The 16,451-nt window shown below is 67.3% G+C and carries 13 protein-coding genes; 7 read left to right on the top strand and 6 right to left on the bottom strand.

What is annotated here, in order from left to right:
• Positions 1 to 68 precede the first annotated feature (68 nt).
• Entirely contained in the window at positions 69 to 518 is a 450-nt protein-coding gene (locus tag ACJH5R_RS11210; RefSeq protein WP_406758213.1) for a MarR family winged helix-turn-helix transcriptional regulator, read from the bottom strand.
• Positions 519 to 651: 133 nt separating this feature from the next.
• Between ACJH5R_RS11210 and ACJH5R_RS11205 the strand changes: the two genes are divergently transcribed.
• The 3 genes from ACJH5R_RS11205 (at position 652) to ACJH5R_RS11195 (ending at position 4,452) form a co-directional block, all read left to right on the top strand.
• Positions 652 to 2,658, top strand: a complete 2,007-nt coding sequence (locus ACJH5R_RS11205; RefSeq protein ID WP_406782026.1) for an ATP-binding cassette domain-containing protein — start codon at positions 652 to 654, stop codon at positions 2,656 to 2,658.
• Entirely contained in the window at positions 2,655 to 3,464 is an 810-nt protein-coding gene (locus ACJH5R_RS11200; RefSeq protein WP_406758214.1) for a CbiQ family ECF transporter T component, read from the top strand. Before ACJH5R_RS11205 ends, ACJH5R_RS11200 begins: the two co-directional genes overlap by 4 nt.
• Positions 3,465 to 3,576: 112 nt before the next feature.
• Positions 3,577 to 4,452, top strand: a complete 876-nt coding sequence (locus ACJH5R_RS11195) for a hypothetical protein (protein ID WP_406758215.1) — start codon at positions 3,577 to 3,579, stop codon at positions 4,450 to 4,452.
• A 59-nt stretch (positions 4,453 to 4,511) separates the two neighbouring features.
• Here the strand turns inward: ACJH5R_RS11195 and ACJH5R_RS11190 are convergent, their stop codons facing one another.
• Genes ACJH5R_RS11190 through ACJH5R_RS11180 form a run of 3 tightly spaced genes read right to left on the bottom strand, consistent with a single transcriptional unit; the run spans position 4,512 to position 9,293 of the window.
• Complete coding sequence (locus ACJH5R_RS11190; protein WP_406781956.1) at positions 4,512 to 5,843, bottom strand: extracellular solute-binding protein; 1,332 nt, start codon at positions 5,841 to 5,843, stop codon at positions 4,512 to 4,514.
• On the bottom strand, positions 5,840 to 6,682 hold the full coding sequence (locus tag ACJH5R_RS11185; RefSeq protein ID WP_406782025.1) for a carbohydrate ABC transporter permease: 843 nt from the start codon (positions 6,680 to 6,682) through the stop codon (positions 5,840 to 5,842). Before ACJH5R_RS11185 ends, ACJH5R_RS11190 begins: the two co-directional genes overlap by 4 nt.
• Before the next feature lie 13 nt (positions 6,683 to 6,695).
• Positions 6,696 to 9,293, bottom strand: coding sequence for an AAA family ATPase (locus ACJH5R_RS11180; RefSeq protein WP_406781955.1), 2,598 nt, complete (start codon positions 9,291 to 9,293; stop codon positions 6,696 to 6,698).
• 246 nt (positions 9,294 to 9,539) lie between these two features.
• On the opposite strand from ACJH5R_RS11180, the gene ACJH5R_RS11175 reads away from it, so the two are divergent.
• A complete protein-coding gene (locus tag ACJH5R_RS11175) occupies positions 9,540 to 10,043 on the top strand; it encodes a lipoprotein LpqH (RefSeq protein WP_406758219.1) in 504 nt (167 codons plus the stop codon).
• A gap of 81 nt (positions 10,044 to 10,124) precedes the next feature.
• Positions 10,125 to 11,546 (top strand): amino acid permease, encoded by a 1,422-nt coding sequence (locus ACJH5R_RS11170; RefSeq protein ID WP_406758220.1) that lies wholly within the window; start codon positions 10,125 to 10,127, stop codon positions 11,544 to 11,546.
• 26 nt (positions 11,547 to 11,572) lie between these two features.
• Here the strand turns inward: ACJH5R_RS11170 and ACJH5R_RS11165 are convergent, their stop codons facing one another.
• Together ACJH5R_RS11165 and ACJH5R_RS11160 are read right to left on the bottom strand one after the other, a co-directional pair.
• Entirely contained in the window at positions 11,573 to 12,442 is an 870-nt protein-coding gene (locus ACJH5R_RS11165) for a carbohydrate ABC transporter permease (protein WP_406758221.1), read from the bottom strand.
• 26 nt (positions 12,443 to 12,468) lie between these two features.
• Complete coding sequence (locus ACJH5R_RS11160) at positions 12,469 to 13,485, bottom strand: DUF2804 family protein (protein ID WP_406781954.1); 1,017 nt, start codon at positions 13,483 to 13,485, stop codon at positions 12,469 to 12,471.
• Positions 13,486 to 13,548: 63 nt separating this feature from the next.
• Here ACJH5R_RS11160 and ACJH5R_RS11155 point away from each other — a divergent pair, with 63 nt between their 5' ends.
• Together ACJH5R_RS11155 and ACJH5R_RS11150 are read left to right on the top strand one after the other, a co-directional pair.
• Positions 13,549 to 15,063, top strand: a complete 1,515-nt coding sequence (locus tag ACJH5R_RS11155; RefSeq protein WP_406758223.1) for a TldD/PmbA family protein — start codon at positions 13,549 to 13,551, stop codon at positions 15,061 to 15,063.
• Entirely contained in the window at positions 15,060 to 16,430 is a 1,371-nt protein-coding gene (locus tag ACJH5R_RS11150; protein ID WP_406781953.1) for a metallopeptidase TldD-related protein, read from the top strand. Before ACJH5R_RS11155 ends, ACJH5R_RS11150 begins: the two co-directional genes overlap by 4 nt.
• Positions 16,431 to 16,451 lie beyond the last annotated feature (21 nt).

Below are 16,451 nucleotides of genomic sequence, written 5' to 3'. Positions count from 1 at the left end.
TCTCAGCCGAATTGCGGCTGCTAGAGCGATCGGCGCGGCCGGATGGCGTCGACCTGCTGCGCCCCGCGCTAGCGCACCGGTCGGGTCGGGGCGGCCTCGGCCAGGAATCGGTGCAGGACCTCAACCGCGTCGGCGAGCGTCCGGCGGTCCTCGTCAGACAGCCGGTCCAGTTCCGGGTCGAGCGCCGCCGCCCGGTCCTGGCGGACCCGCGCCATGGTCTCGACGCCCTTGTCGGTGATTCGGATCAACACGGCGCGGGCGTCGAGCGGGTCGGGGGTGCGTGTGGTCAGACCCGCGTCCTCGAGTCGGCGCACCTGGGTCGTCATCGTCGGCTGGGAGCAGTGGTCCACCGCCGCCAGATCGGAGATCCGGGCCACATCCAGGTCCTCGATAGTGGACAAAAGTCGAGCCTGTGCTCCCGGGATGGGCAGCGCCACTCGCTGGGTAGCGAGCCGGTTGAGCCGGGAGACAACGCAGAGCAGATCGGCGCCAAGGCTGACTTCGACGGGGGCTACCATCGGGCGAGTATTTCACAACCGTGAACGAAAGTGGACCAGCTTGGTCCGCTCAGCGTGGGGCGCTCCGAGCGACTGGCAGAATCGACGGGTGACCAAGACCGGCCAGGGCGTTAACCGAGTCCGGGCGCGGTCCATGCAGCCCGTCGAGATTGCGCAGGCCGCCGTGATGGCGGCACTGTGTGCGGCGACCGCGATCATCGCGGTCGTGGTGCCCTTCGCCGCTGGCTTGTCGCTGCTGGGCACCGTCCCGATGGGACTTCTGGCCTACCGCTACCGGATCCGCGTGTTGATCGCCGCCACGGTCGCCGCCGCGATCATCGCATTCCTGATCGCCGGGATGGGCGGCTTCATGACCGTGGTCAACAGCGCCTACATCGGCGGGTTGACCGGCGTCATCAAGCGCCGTCGCCGTGGCCTGCCCACCGTGGTCATGGCCTCCGCTGTGGCCGGCGGCATCTTCGGCACCGCCATGGTGCTGGCACTGACCGTGTTGTCGCGGCTGCGGCACCTGATCTTCGACGCGATCACCGCCAATGTGCACGGCGTCGCGGCCGCCCTGTCGCGCATCCCGCTACCGGAATTCCAGCAGGTCGCCCAGGATCTGAACGGATTTCTCGGTGCGCTGCTGCACTACTGGCAGTGGCTCATCCTGGCCCAGATGACCATTGGCGTCATGATCGTGTCGCTGCTCGGGTGGTGGGCGTTGTCGCGGGTGCTCGACCGGCTCCGCGGGGTGCCCGACGTACACAAACTCGACCTGCCGGTCGAGGCCGGTCCGGTGGCGCCGGTCCCGGTCCGACTGGATCAGGTGCGGTTCCGTTATCCGCAGTCCGATCATGACGCCCTGGGGCCGGTCAGCCTGGAAGTGGCCGCCGGCGAGCACGTCGCGATCACCGGTGCGAATGGGTCGGGCAAGACCACCTTGATGCTGCTGCTGGCGGGGAGGTCGCCTACTGCGGGCACTGTTGAGCGTCCCGGCGCGGTGGGGCTCGGTGCGCCCGGAGGCACCGCGGTGGTCATGCAGCATCCGGAGAGCCAGGTTCTGGGCACCCGGGTCGCCGACGACGTGGTGTGGGGCCTGCCGCCGGGCACCAGCACCGACGTCGACCGGCTTCTCGGCGAGGTCGGACTGACGGGGTTCGCCGAACGCGACACCGGTGGCTTGTCCGGCGGGGAACTGCAACGGTTGGCGGTGGCGGCGGCGCTGGCCCGCGAGCCCGCGCTGCTGATCGCCGACGAGGTCACCAGCATGGTCGACCCGCAAGGGCGCGAGGCGCTGTTAGGCGTGCTGTCGGAGCTGGCCGGGTGCTCTGAACGACGCTGCACGTCCTTGGTGCACATCACCCACTACAACGACGAGGCCGGCAGCGCCGACCGGACCATCGACCTGTCCGGGTCCCGTGACAACACCGCCATGGTGGAGACCGCCCAGGTGCCCGTCGCCTCCGGCGGCCAGGGGGCAGCCCGACGTGTTGGCCCGCCAGTGCTCGAATTGTCCGGCGTGGGGCATGAATACGCCAGCGGCACGCCGTGGGCCAAGACCGCGCTGCGGGACATCAGCTTCAGCGTCGACGAGGGCGACGGTTTATTGATCCACGGCGGAAACGGTTCGGGCAAGTCCACCCTGGCGTGGATCATGGCCGGCCTGACGACCCCGACCACCGGTAGCTGTCTGCTCGGGGGCCGGCCCGCCGACCAGCAGGTGGGGGCTGTGGCGCTGTCGTTCCAGGCGGCCCGGTTGCAGCTGATGCGCAGCTACGTCGGTTTGGAAGTGGCTTCTGCGGCAGGCTTTTCGCCGCGTGACCATGCCAGGGTCAGCGCCGCACTGGCCGCCGTCGGGCTCGACGCGGCGCTGGCTGGCCGGCGCATCGACCAACTCAGCGGCGGCCAGATGCGCCGCCTGGTGCTGGCGGGCCTGTTGGCCCGGTCTCCGCGAGCGTTGATCCTCGACGAGCCGCTGGCCGGCCTCGACGCCGCCAGCCGGGACGGCCTGCTGCGACTGCTGGAGGATCTGCGGCGGGAGACCGGTCTGACGGTGGTGGTCATCTCGCACGATTTCGCCGGCCTCGGCGAGTTGTGCCCGCGAACCCTGCACTTGCACAACGGTGTCCTGGTGCCGGCGCCGGCAGGTGCGGCGTGACGGGGGAGACGCGCAGCACCCCTCGGCCGGTGGTGTTGCTGCGGCCGGTTCCCGGCGACTCCGCCGTGCACCGACTGTGGGCCGGGACGAAGCTGATCGTGGTCTTCGGCATCTCGGTACTGCTGACCTTCTATCCCGGCTGGGCAACGATCGGTGCGGTGGCGCTGCTGGTGTTCGCCGCGGCCAGGATTGCCCACATCCCTCGAGGTGCGCTGCCCTCGGTACCTCGCTGGCTGTGGGTGCTGCTGTTGGTCGGAGGTGCGACCGCGGCCATGTCCGGCGGTGACCCGGCCGGCTTGGGTGGGCTGTTGTACTTCCTGCGGATCACCGCGCTGTCTGTCGTGCTGCTGGGGCTGGGCGCAATGGTGTCGTGGACCACCAATGTCGCGGAGATCGCTCCCGCGGTGGCCACCCTGGGTCGACCGCTTCGGCTGCTTCGGATTCCCGTCGACGAGTGGGCGGTGACGGTGGCGCTGGCGCTGCGCGCGTTCCCGATGCTGGTCGATGAGTTCCGAGTGCTCTACGCCGCGCGGCGCCTGCGGCCCCGGTCCCGTCCGCGCACCCGACGGCAACGTCGGCGCCGCTGGGCGCGTGAGGCCATCGATCTGATCACCGCGGCCATTACCGTCACTCTGCGCCGGGCCGACGAGATGGGGGACGCGATCACCGCTCGTGGTGGCATCGGCCAGATTTCGGCGTCGCCGGCGCGCCCGGGGTTGGCCGATCTGGCGGCCCTGGTGATTGTGGTCGTGATGTGCGGCGCGGCAGTGGCTCTTGAACTGACGGTGTTGCCCACAGCTGTCTGACGACGCGCCGCTTCCTCCGCGAGATTGCACTCACGCAGGCTTTTTGCCGGATTTTCCTGCATGGTTGCAATCTCGGGGGAGCTGTCGGTGCCTACGAGCATCCTTGCGCGTCATGGACGCATTTCTCGGCAGCGAAGCAGTCGCCGCGGGTGAAGTATCTCGGGATCGGCTGGCGCGCCGGTGCCGACGGATTTTCCCCGACGTCTACCTTCCCGCTGACCAGACGGTCCCGTCATTACGGGACCGCGTCGGCGGAGCCTGGCTCTGGTCGCGTCGCCGCGGCGTCATCGCCGGTGTTGCGGCGTCCGCGCTGCACGGAGCGCGCTGGGTCCGCGACGACACGGTTGTCGAGATGTTGCTGCGCAACGGCCGGCCACCGAGCGGGGTGATCACGCGTAACGAGGCCGTCGCCGATGACGAGCTGACGTTTGTCGGGCGCCTTCCGGTGACCACGCCGGCACGTACCGCTTTTGACTTGGCGCGCCACCTCCCGCGCGGGCAGGCCCTCGCGCGGCTGGACGCCTTGATGCGGGCGACCCCGTTCGCGGTCGAGCGTGTCCTGATGCTCGCCGATCGCTATTCAGGTGCCAGGGGATTGCGCCAAGTTCGGGAACTGATGCCGCTCGTCGACGGTGGTGCGGCGTCGCCTAAGGAAACGTGGTTGCGACTCCTGCTCCTTGACGCCGGATTACCCACGCCCACAACGCAGATTCCCGTGCACATCAACTATCACCTGTTTGCGATGCTCGACATGGGCTGGGAAGAGTTCCGCGTCGCGGCTGAGTACGACGGGGACCAACACCGTACCGATCGCCGCGAGTACGTCCGTGGTGAACGCCGCCAGCGCAAGCTGCCGCAATTGGGTTGGCTCAACGTCAAGGTGATCGCCGAGGATCGGCCGGCCGAGGTGATCGAACGCGTCTACCGTGCGCTGAGATCGCGGGGATGGAGAGGCGCCGTGACGCCGAGATTGCAAGCACGCAGGTGATTTCGCGGATTTTCCTGCAGGGTTGCAATCTCGGGGGCTGGAGATCGGCCGCCGGGCAACTACCGGCGTGCGGCCGCGTTCGCGGCGTCCTGTGCTTGAGATAGGGCCGTGCTGACGTCGGAGCGGCCGAGGAACATCTCATCGAAATAGGGCTTGATGGCCTGGTTTCCGGCGGGAAACCCTGCACCGCCGCCCGGCGCCGGGATGCGGGGCCCGTTGAGCACCGAGAAAAAGGGTGTGACGTCGACCCCGCGCCGCGCCCAGTAGTCGAAGTAGACCCGCTGTGCGCTGAGTACCGCCGGTATCGCCGCACCCTGTCGCCCCAGGAATGCATTGCCGTCGCGGCTGCCGAGCCAGGCCAGAACCTCGCGCACCGCCGCGGGATGCTGCGATGCGGCGTTGCCGACGGCGGCGATCCCATTGGTGACGCTGACCCGTCCGGCCGGCCCGGCGGGCAGCATCGCCACCCCCCAGGCGAACGCGGCCTGCTCGGCAACGGCCGCCAGGTTGTAGGTGCCCGACTGAAACAGCGCCATCTTCCCGGCCAGGAACTGATTGCGGGAGAAGTCGCCGTTGGTGTTGGTCTCCGAGGCCGGCGGTGCCACGTGGTCGCCGTTGATCAGCTGCACCAGGTAGTCGAACGCGCCGATCGCTGCCGGGTTGTCGAAGGCGAAGTCGTCGCCACGCTGGAACACCCCGCCGGCCGAGCCGATGTAGTTCAGATAGATCCCCTGTGGGTCATTGGCGGCGTTGTAACCCCACTGCCGGATCCGTCGCTCGTCGAAGCCCGAGGTGCTCGCGCTGCGCCCGGCGTTGTCAAGGGTGAGCCGGGCCAGCAGCGGGCGCAGCGTGTCGTGTGCGCCGTGCGGATCCCAGCGCAGTTGGTCCAGCTGAGCAGGAGCGATCCCGACAGCGGCTAACAGATCCGCGTTGTAGTACACCGCGATCCCAGCGTCGGTCAGTTGCGGGACTCCCCATAGCGTCGCGTCGCGGGTGAACTGCGTGACCACCGATGGTTCCCAATCCGCGCCCGCCGCATCGATCTTCATCAGCCGCCCGTTGTCGGCGTAGCCGGCCAGGTAGGCGTCGGAGAGCCAGAAGATGTCGTCGGCGCCGCCACCGGCGACATCGGTGCGCAACGTGTCGAAGTAGGTCCCGTAGGAGACGACGTTGACGCGTACTTCGATCTCGGGGTGGGTGCGTTGGAACGCGGCGAACGACTGCCGGTAGGCGGTTGCGACCTGCTCGTCCCACAGTCGTACCGTCACCACCGTCGTGCCGGTGGCCGACCGGGTCGAGGCGCCGTCGAGCAGCACCGCCGCGGCGCCCAACAGCGCGGCCAGGACAACCGCCGCCGCGGCGAACAGGGTGGAGAACCGCGGCCGGCTCACTTGATCCCCGTGACGACGATCGACTGCACGATCCGGCGCTGGAACACCATGAACAGCACGATCAGTGGAATCATCGCCACCGTGGTTGCCGCCATCACCAGCGTCCATTGCGCGTTGTAGCGGGACTGCAGGGCGGCGGTCGCCACGGTGAGCACCCGCCACTTGTCGCCGCTGGTGATCACCAGCGGCCACATGAAGTTGTTCCACTGCGAGACCACGGTGATCAACCCGAGCGTGACCAGGATGGGCCTGCTGGCAGGCAGCATCACGTGCACGATCACGTCCAGAGTGTTCGCTCCGTCGAGGCGCGCGGCGTTGATCAGATCATTCGGGACGGTGCGGAAATGCTGACGCAACAGGAAGATCGCGTAGGGGGAGCCGAACATGAACGGCAACACCAACGCCCAGAACGTGTTCCGTAGACCCAGCTGCGCCATCATCAGATACAGCGGCACCACGGTCACGCTGGCCGGCACCATCAGGGTCGCCACATACACCCAGAACAACTTGTCGCGACCCGGGAACTCCAGCCGCGCGAAAGCGTAGGCAGCCAGCACCGAGAAACTCAGCTGTCCCAACACGATCACCGCCGTCATCAGCGTCGTGACCGCCGCCGCCCGACCGAATCCGGCAACGCCGAGGTCACCGTAGTTGTCCAGCGTCGGTGGGTGGGGCCAGGACAACGGGGTACCGGTGGCGAATTGGCGTGCCGGAGTGAACGACGTCAGCAGGCCGAGCCCGAAGGGCGCCAGCGTGATGAGGGCGCCGAGTGTCAGCAGCGCGTAGATCGCCGAGGCGCGAATGTGCTTGTGCGGACGAAGTAAGTTGTTGATCAACATCACCTGGGGTAGCTCACGGGGACTTTTGGTAAGCGTAGGCGGCGGCCTGGGTGCGGTTGTGGACGCCGAGTTTGGCCATGATGGCGCAGACGTGGGTGTTGGCGGTTTTGGTGCTGATGTACAGCGCGGTGGCGATCTCGGCATCGCTGTGGCCGGCGGCGAGGAGATCGAGGACGTCGCGTTGGCGTTTGGTGAGACCGTGGGGGTCCGTGCTGGTGTCTTTGCGGCGACGGTCAGGATCGCGGCCGCGCAGTTGGGCGAGGCGTTGCTTGGCGCGCCGGGCCGCGCAGCGGGCACCGAATTGGCGGAACGTACCCAAAGCGGCCTCGACGGCGTCGGCGTCGCCGCCGAGTTGAGCGATGGCGGCATCGTAAGGGCAGCCCCGGAGGACCCAGTCCTGTGCCGCCGCGCGCCAATCCCCGTTGATCTCACGTTCATACGGCGTGGCAGCGATGACGCCGACACCCGACCCGCCGCCGGCCAGATGAGCCCAGCGCAGCAGGGAGCCCCCGAGCCACGCGTACGCCGGGCGGGGCAGCGTGAGGATTTCGGCCGCGCAGCGGCGGGCCGCCTCGTCGTCGTCGGCGAGCCAGGCCGCCTCGGCCCGCGCGGCGCAAACAGGCAGGCGCAGCAGGCTGCCCGTGGCGGACTCAAGGGCTTCGTCGAGCAGCGGCCAAACCGGTTCCTCGCCGCGGCGTGCCCGGATCAAGGCGATAGTGATCAACGGCGCGATCCGATGTTGCGGGGCCAATTCGGACTGGGTCAGGATCTGCTCGGCCGCCAGCGCGGCAGACGTCCAGTCGTCGCCCGCGAGGCCGGTCAGCGCCTGCAGCCCCACCACCAGGGCCTCGAACATGCCGAGGTCGCGGTGGTCGAGGTAGGCCGCAACTTCGGCAAGGTGACGCTGGGCGCGGCCGAATTCGCCGCGCACGACGGCGAACGTGCCGAGGAGAATGCCCAAAATCGCGCTGTGTTCCTCGATTCCAGGGGTCGCGGCCGCTTCTCGCCACACCTCCTCGAATTCATCCCAGCCGGTGTCGCTGCAGAACACCGTGGTGAGCGCCGCATATCCGCGGGCGTGGACTACCACGGCCGGGTCGCTAAATTGGGCACCGAGGGCCTTCGCTCGGGCCGCGTATCGGGCACAGGCGGGGTCCAGGGCCAGAGCGGCGATATGAGCCATGTTGATCAGCGACCAGGCCAACTGCGGGGAAGGCCCAAGGCCTTCGAGCAGCCGTAATGACGTGTGCGCTGCCGCCGTAGCTTCGGCGTGACGTCCCAGCAGCTGCAGAACGTGCGACAGCCGTCGCAGATCCTCAGCCTCCTGGCGGGGATCCGCCAACCGCTGGTGCAGCTCGATTGCCTGTTGCCATGACAGCGCCGCAGCCTTGGCGTGACCGGCCAGGTAACTGCTGTATGCGTGCTGTTCGAGCCACAGCACCTCTTGTTCGACGGGGATGGTGTCGGCGTGGCGCAGTACCAACGCATAGAGGTCGGCGGCCTGCCGATTGGCGCCCGATCCTGCGGCGCGTTCGGCGGCCACCGGGCCGTAGCCGATGACTGCATCGGTGTCGCCGGCATGTTCGGCGTGAAACGTCAACGCCGCCAGCGTGTCCGGGTCGATAGGGGGTTCGGCCAGCACGGTCAAGGCTCGCTTGTGCAGCACGCGCCGCTGATAGTCGGGGATCTGTTCGACGACGGCGCGGCGGGTCAGTTCGTGGCGGAAGCCCACTGCCTCTGCGCTGGCTATCAGCACCCCGGCGGCAAGGCATTCGTTCAGAGTGCCTGCCGCACCCGGCGATACCGCCTCGAGCAGAGCGGGGTGCACCCGAGGCCCGCAGATCGCTGCCGCTTGCGCGGTTTCGCGCCCAGCGGCCGACAGCCGCGCGAGTCGGCCCCGCACGGCCTCGGAAATGCTGCACGGCAGGCGGCCATTGCCCAGCGCGTCAGGCCCGGCGGCCACCATCTCCGTGACGAAAAACGAGTTCCCCTCGGTAAGCCGGTACAACGCTTGGGAGTTGATGCCGCTACCGGCGGCCAATGCGGTCACCGCGCCGGCACTGAGCGGTTCCAGCGTCATGCGCGTCAGCGTCGCCCAGGTCGCCACATCACCCAACAGCACGGCCAACGGGTGGGTCGGGCCGATCTGATCATCGCGATAGGACGCCAGCAACAACACCGGCATCGTGTCGATCCGCCGGGCTAGATGACGCAGCAGATCCAGGGCGGCGCTGTCGGCCCAATGCAGGTCTTCGATCACACACACCGCGGGGTTGCCATCGCCGACGGCCCCCACCAGTCGGTCGTAGATCGCCTCGGTGTCCCTGGCGTCGATGGCGGCCCTTATCGAGGTTGCCTGATCAGCCGGAAGACCGGCGAGCATGTCGATAAATGGGCCCAACGGCCGAGGCGTGGCTGACCCGTCGCACCAACCCCGCAGCACCCGCGTGCCCGGATCGAGCCCGGTGAGAAATCGGGCGATCACCGTGGTCTTGCCCGCCCCGGCTTCCCCCCGCAGCAACGCCAGCTGCCCGTCTCCTCGGGTGGCGGCTCGATAGCAGCGCTGCAGGGTTGTCAGTGTCGACTCGCGTTCGAGCAGAGGGCTAACCACGGTCAACCCCCTCCCGCCCCAGGTCTGAGACCGCGTACCCCGGAGCAAATATCAGGTAATTACCTGATGCGCCGAGGTTCGCCTGCCCAGCACACTCCCAAGTGAGCGTGGCGGGTGGTCTGCCACGGGCATCAGCACTCTGCCATCTGATCAGGATGCGGAGTAAAGCCTAGCCCGCGAGCCCCCGCCTGCGCCCACGAAACAGCACGAAACAGGCGCGTGACCACCCACAACAAAGGAGTACCGGTGAAGCGTTCAGTAACGGTTGCCGCGGCGGCGGCAGCAATCGCGGTCCTAGGTCTGTCTGGGTGCTCCAGCGAGAAGAAGACGGAAAGCGTCCACGAATCCCACTCAAGCACCTCGAGCTCCTCGAGTGAATCCAGTGCGTCGGTGAGTGTGGGCGGCGCCGCCGCAAACACGAAAGTCACCATCGACGGTCAAGACCAGAACGTCACCGGCACGACTGTGTGCACCACGATGGCCGGCGACGTCAACATCGCGATCGGCGGAGCAGCCACGGGAATCGCCGCAGTGCTCACCGATGCCAACCCTCCGGAGGTGAAGTCGGTCGGGCTGGGCAACGTCAACGGTGTGACGCTGGCCTACACCGCGGGCACCGGTCAGGGAGAGGCCAAGGCGACCAAGGACGGCAACGAATACAAGATCAGCGGTACCGCGACCGGGATCGACACCGCTAACCCGATGCAGCCCGTGAACAAGCCGTTCGAAATCGACGTGACTTGTTCTTAACCCGGTTCGCCGTGTTGTAACCCGTTGCGCCGGGCGGGGCGTGTTCAATGATGGACACGAACCGTCCAGCTAGGGGCACCAATGTCAACGCCGGCGCTCAGCATGTCACGGCAGATGCTGCGGCGTCGGCCGGTGAATGGTGCACCGATGGCCACCGGGGGCACGAACCACCTGCGACGCAGGCTCGGCGGCTTTCGGCTCACCATGTTCGGAGTCGGCTCGACGGTCGGCACAGGGATCTTCTTTGTCTTCCCGGTGGCGGTGCCGCAAGCCGGCCCGGCAGTGGTCGTTTCATTCATCGTCGCCGGGGCCGCTGCGGGCCTGGCCGCGATCTGCTACGCGGAGTTGGCTTCGGCGGTGCCAGTTTCGGGGTCGGCATACTCATACTCCTATGCCACCCTCGGTGAGTTCATGGCCGTGGTTGTCGGGGCATGCCTACTGCTCGAATACGGGGTGTCCACTGCCGCGGTGGCAGTTGGGTGGAGTCAGTACCTGAACAAACTGTCGCTCAATGTCTTCGGATTCGCCGTACCGCAGGCGATTTCATCGGCACCATGGGATTTCGAAGGTGGTTTCGTTAATCTGCCAGCTATCGTCTTGGTGGCAATTTGTGCGGCTATGTTGATCGGCGGCACCAGTGAATCGGCCAAGGTCAATGCCGTCATGGTGGTGATCAAGCTTGGCGTGCTGCTGATGTTCGCGGTGATCGCGTCAACGGCTTTCAGCGCGAACCACTTCACTGACTTCGCCCCTTTCGGATTCTCGGGAATCAGCTGGGCAGCGGGCACGATCTTCTTCTCCTACGTAGGTCTTGACGCGGTATCCACCGCCGGCGAGGAGGCCAAAGACCCGCAGCACACGATCCCGCGGGCAATCATCGCGGCGCTGCTGATCGTGACCGGTGTCTATGTGATTGTCGCGGTGGCCGCGATGGGCAGCCAGCCGTGGCAGAACTTCGAGGCGCAAAGCGCGGGCCTGGCCGTGATTGTGGATCACATCACCGGAAACCGCTTAGGCAGCACCGTCTTGGCGGCGGGCGCGGTGATCTCGATCTTCTCTGTCACTTTGGTCACGATGTACTGCCAGACCCGCATCCTTTTCGCGATGGGACGCGACGGCCTGCTGCCGGCGACGTTCGCCAAGGTCAACCCGCGCACCCGGACACCCGCTACCAACACCATGATCGTCGCGGTCGTGGCGGCAGCCCTCGCCGGTCTGGTGCCGCTTCAGCGTCTGGCCGAAACGGTCTCCATCGGCGCCTTGACCGCGTTCATTGTCGTGTCCGTGGCGGTGATTGTGCTCCGGGTCCGGGAACCGGATCTGCCCCGCGGATTCAAGGTGCCCGGCTATCCGATCACACCGATCTTGTCGGTGGTGGTTTGCGGATGGATTATGTGCAGCCTGCACCGGTACACCTGGATCGTGTTCGCCGGCTGGATAGCGGTCGCGTTGATCTTCTACCTGCTGTGGGGTCGCCGTCACAGCGCGCTCAACGGCGGTTAGGACACAAGCACAGCAAGGACGCGGGCTCACGTGAGGTCGTAGCTGACCCGCCGGCCCAACGACAGCTGCTGAACGACAGTCACCCCGACCAATACGGCGAACAGCACCAATGCCATCACCGCGGCCCGGCCGATCGCCGCAGCCCCGAACGCCTCTTCGTAGATACGGTGCGCGATCAGGTCGGTGCGACCACCGGGCCCGCCGCCGGTCAGCGCGTACACGGTGTCGAACACCTGTGCCGCGCTGACCACGCCGGTGACCAGCACGAAGAACATGGTGGGCCGCAGCATCGGCAACGTGACCCGCCAGAACCGCTGCCACCCGTTCGCCCCGTCGATGCGCGCCGCCGAGAGCACCTGGGTGGGGATGGCCAGGATGCCGGCCAGGAAGAACAGGGCGACGTAGCCGACGTTGGTCCACACCACCACCGCCGAGGTCACCGGCAGTGCCAATCCGGGATCGGTCAGCCACTCGATGCGGTGCCCGAGCACGGTGCTGACCGCGCCGTCGGTGGGGCTCAGAATCCAGCGCCACAGCACCGCGATCGCCAACGGTGCGCAGATCCACGGCAGCACGTACACGGTGCGGAACAGGCCGCTACCCGGCAGCCCGCGGGCCAGCAAGACCGCCACACCCAGCCCCAGCACGGTCTGCAGCGGAACGACGAACGCGACGAAAAGCACCGTCACCACAAGAGAATTGCCGAACACCGGATCGGTCAGCACCGATCGCCAATTCTCCGCGCCGACATAGCTGATCGGTCCCAGCAGATCCCAGCGATGCAGGCTCAGCCACACCACCACCAGCATCGGCAGCAGCAGGAACGCCACCACGCCGAACAGGCTGGGGGCGAGCAGCGCATAACCCAGCGCCGCAGAACGGGGAGCGCGGCTCATAGGTGTATTAAAGCGCTTGCGCCGACTCAAAATCGGGTCTTCATCCGCTCGAGCACCCCGGGCACGTCTTCGAAGGAGTGGGACTCGCCGGCCAGGGACGTCACCGTGCCGCGATAGGTACCGGCGAGCTGCCAGTAGTCGATCGCGGCCGCGACCAGATTGACCTTGACCGCTTTGCGCCCCGCGGGCGTGAACATCACATCGAGTCGGCGGTCGCGATCACGGACATGCACGGTCGACAGCGGATCGTCGGAGCCGAAGTCGAACTGGACTCCCGCGAGTGGTTCCACCGCACCGGGAACCCAGTTCGACGACTCGTCATCGTCGTCGCTGAACTCCGGCCGGTCGACGAAGTTGGAGCCCACCACACCACCAGCCATCGCGACGGCAAAGGTGCCCCACGTCCAGAAGGTCGAATACGGGAACTGCGAACGATGCTCATCGAGGATGGCGAAATCGCGCGCTCGCTGGAACACATAGGTTCGGTCGCCCACGGTGAGTGTGCCGCTGACCGGAAACGGCTGCTTGAACGTGTAGTAGTCGATCGCAGAGGTGAGCTTGGCGCTGATGCTCAGCGGTGGTGCCGCGTCCTGCGCGTGCAGTGTCAGCGCACCGGTGATCGCGGGCCCGCGCTGGTCTGCCGCACAGTCGATCCGCACGGTGACCGTGCCGGCGCCGGCACCGAAGTCGTAGTCGAGCAGATAGCGGCGCGTCTTGACCCGGCACCGGCCGCCGTGCAGCAGGTCGTCGGGCAGGCGCAGGCTGGCGCCCCGCAACCGAGCATTCTTCTCCACCAGGACACCGGTCGCCTGGTCGCGGACGAACAGCTCCGACGATGCCAGGTATTTCACGTCCTGCATGATCATGGCGCCCGACATCTCGGGGTGGATCAAGGCGAAGCCGACCCACTCCTTGAGCCGGAACTCGCGCCAGAGGCGAGACAGGCCGGAGTGCGCGTCGACCGGGTTGGTGTCGCGGACCCGGCCATCGAACCGGCCGTAGTGTCGAACACCGTCTTGAACCAGTCGCTGGGGCGCTGTCACGCCGTGATCATGAATTGACACCTATGCCGTGGTCAACCATCGGCACGTCGTTACGGTGGACTGGTGACAGCGAACCGGGAGATCGACGCCGAGTTTCTGGCCCTGCCTCGCCACGAGCTGGCCGACGCCGCGTTGTCGGCGGCCAGAGCGGCCGGCGCCGAGCATGCCGACCTGCGGATTCACCGGATCGCGACCGAGGTCATCCGGCTGCGCGACGGTGAGTTGGAGACCGCCGTCGTCAACCGCGAGCTCGGCTTCGCGGTGCGGGTGGTCGTCGACGGCACCTGGGGCTTCGCCTCGCATGCCGAACTGGCCCCGGATGTCGCAGCGGACACCGCCCGCCGCGCCGTTCAGGTCGCCAAGACGTTGGCTGTCCTCAACGCCGAACGTGTCGAGCTGGCCGCCGAGCCGGTGTACCGCGACGCGATGTGGGTGTCGGACTATTTGATCGACCCGTTCGAGGTACCCACTGCTGACAAGATCGACGTGCTGGAGGACTACTCGGGCCGATTGCTCGCCGCCGACGGGGTGCATCACGTGACCGCGGCGTTGACCGCGGTCAAGGAGCAGACCTTCTACGCCGATGTGTTCGGATCGTCGATCACCCAGCAGCGAGTGCGGCTGATGCCGGTCTGCGACGCGGTCACCGTCGGACCGGACGGCTTCGACTCGATGCGAACGCTGGCGCCGCCGACGGCGCGCGGTTGGGAGGCGGTGGCCGGCGACGACGTGTGGGACTGGTCGGGTGAGCTGACCGAACTGCCGGTGCTGCTCGCCGAGAAGGTCAAGTCACCCAGCGTGGTACCGGGACCCACTGACTTGGTGATCGACCCGACCAACCTGTGGCTGACCATCCACGAATCCATCGGCCATGCAACCGAATACGATCGTGCCATCGGTTACGAGGCGGCCTACGCGGGGACGTCGTTCGCCACCCCGGACAAGCTCGGCACGCTGCAATACGGCTCGCCGGTGATGAACGTGACCGCCGACCGCACGGTGCCCTACGGGCTGGCCAGCATCGGCTACGACGATGAAGGCGTGGCCGCCCAGACTTGGGACCTGGTACGCGATGGGCGTTTCGTCGGGTATCAGCTGGATCGGGTGTTCGCGCCCAGATTGGGGCAGTCTCGTTCCAACGGGTGCTCCTACGCCGACTCGCCGCATCACGTTCCGATCCAGCGGATGGCCAATGTGTCGCTGCAGCCGGGGACCGATGACCTGTCCACCGCAGATCTGATCGCTCGGGTGGACAACGGTATTTACATCGTCGGAGACCGATCGTGGTCGATTGACATGCAGCGCTACAACTTCCAGTTCACCGGGCAGCGGTTCTTCCGGATCCGTGATGGCCGCCTGGATGGGCAGTTGCGCGACGTGGCGTATCAGGCGACCACCACCGATTTCTGGAACGCGATGGAGGCCGTCGGCGGCGCCTCGACATGGCGACTGGGCGGGGCGTTCAACTGCGGCAAGGCGCAGCCCGGTCAGGTGGCCGCGGTCAGCCACGGCTGTCCGTCGGCGCTGTTCCGGGGGATCAACGTGCTCAACACGCGCAGCGAGGGGGGCCGGGAATGAGGATCGGACCGCAGCAGGTCATCGACACCGCGCTGGCGGCGGCCAAGAGCGACAACACCGAGACCATCGTGCTGGTCACCGATCGGACCGAGGCGTCGCTGCGCTGGGCCGGTAACTCGATGACCACCAACGGGGTGTCGAGCAGTCGAACCACCACCGTCATCTCGATCGTCTCCGACGACGAGGGCTCGCGGGTCGGCTCGCTGTGTTCGGCGGAGGTAGACCCGGCACTGATCCCGGAGTTGGTCGCGGCCTCGGTGGAGGCGGCCGCGGGCGCACCGGAGGCCCGCGACGCCGCGGAACTGTTGGGCGGCACCGCCGTACCCGACGATTGGGACGCCCCCGTCCCGCAGACCGGCGCGGAGGCCTTCGCCGATCTGGCCACCTCGCTGAGCCGGGGCTTTCGGGGTGCCGACCAGCTCTACGGTTTTGCCCGCCATGAGGTGCAGACCACGTTTCTGGCGTCCTCGACCGGGTTGCGGCGGCGTTTCACCCAACCCACCGGGACGGTGGAGATCAACGCCAAACGCGACGGGGCCAGTGCCTGGGCGGGGATCAGCGCTCCGGATTTCGTTGACGTGCGATGCGATTCGCTGCTGGAGCAGCTCTCGACGCGATTGGGCTGGGCGGCGCGCTGTGTCGAGTTGCCGGCTGGGCGCTACGAGACATTGATGCCGCCTTCCACGGTCGCCGACATGATGATCTATCTCGGTTGGACGATGGGCGGCCGCGGCGCGCAGGAAGGCCGTACCGCGCTGTCGGCGCCCGGCGGCGGCACCCGGGTGGGGGAGCGGCTGTCCGAACTGCCGCTGACGCTGTACTCCGACCCGCACGCTTTCGGGCTCGAGTGCGCGCCGTTCGTGGCGACCGGCACCTCGTCGGAGACCGCATCGGTGTTCGACAACGGCCTGGACATCGGTTGCGTGGACTGGATCCGCGGCGGGGTGATCAACGCGCTGGCCTACCCGCGTGCCGCGGCCGCCGAGTTCGGTGTACCGGTCGCCCTGGCCGCCGACAACCTGTTGATGACGGGCGGTTCGGCCAGCATGGACGAGATGATCGCCTCGACCGAGCGTGGTCTGCTGCTGACCACGCTGTGGTACATCCGCGAGGTCGATCCGACCACGTTGCTGTTGACCGGGCTGACCCGCGACGGCGTCTATCTGGTCGAAGACGGCAAAGTGACTGCGGCGGTGAACAATTTCCGGTTCAACGAGAGCCCGCTGGACCTGCTGCGCCGTGCCACCCAGGCCGGTATCGCCGAGCCGACTCTGCCTCGGGAGTGGGGTGACTGGGCGACTCGGGCGAGCATGCCGTCACTGCGGATTCCCGACTTCCACATGTCGTCGGTGAGCCAGGCTCAGTGAGTTCTCCAACGCCGGTCTCGG

This window comes from Mycobacterium sp. SMC-19 (assembly GCF_045310815.1).
In the GTDB taxonomy this organism is placed as follows: Bacteria; Actinomycetota; Actinomycetes; order Mycobacteriales; family Mycobacteriaceae; genus Mycobacterium.
Note: the sequence above shows the minus strand (reverse complement) of the source record. Positions and strands in the feature narration are given on the sequence as shown.

What these genes read in the sequence shown, in the direction of transcription:
- ACJH5R_RS11210 (WP_406758213.1), bottom strand. Translation starts at nt 518, where the DNA reads ATGGTAGCCCCCGTCGAAGTCAGCCTTGGCGCCGATCTGCTCTGCGTT.
- ACJH5R_RS11205 (WP_406782026.1), top strand. Translation starts at nt 652, where the DNA reads ATGCAGCCCGTCGAGATTGCGCAGGCCGCCGTGATGGCGGCACTGTGT.
- ACJH5R_RS11195 (WP_406758215.1), top strand. Translation starts at nt 3,577, where the DNA reads ATGGACGCATTTCTCGGCAGCGAAGCAGTCGCCGCGGGTGAAGTATCT.
- ACJH5R_RS11185 (WP_406782025.1), bottom strand. Translation starts at nt 6,682, where the DNA reads ATGTTGATCAACAACTTACTTCGTCCGCACAAGCACATTCGCGCCTCG.
- ACJH5R_RS11170 (WP_406758220.1), top strand. Translation starts at nt 10,125, where the DNA reads ATGTCAACGCCGGCGCTCAGCATGTCACGGCAGATGCTGCGGCGTCGG.
- ACJH5R_RS11165 (WP_406758221.1), bottom strand. Translation starts at nt 12,442, where the DNA reads ATGAGCCGCGCTCCCCGTTCTGCGGCGCTGGGTTATGCGCTGCTCGCC.
- ACJH5R_RS11150 (WP_406781953.1), top strand. Translation starts at nt 15,060, where the DNA reads ATGAGGATCGGACCGCAGCAGGTCATCGACACCGCGCTGGCGGCGGCC.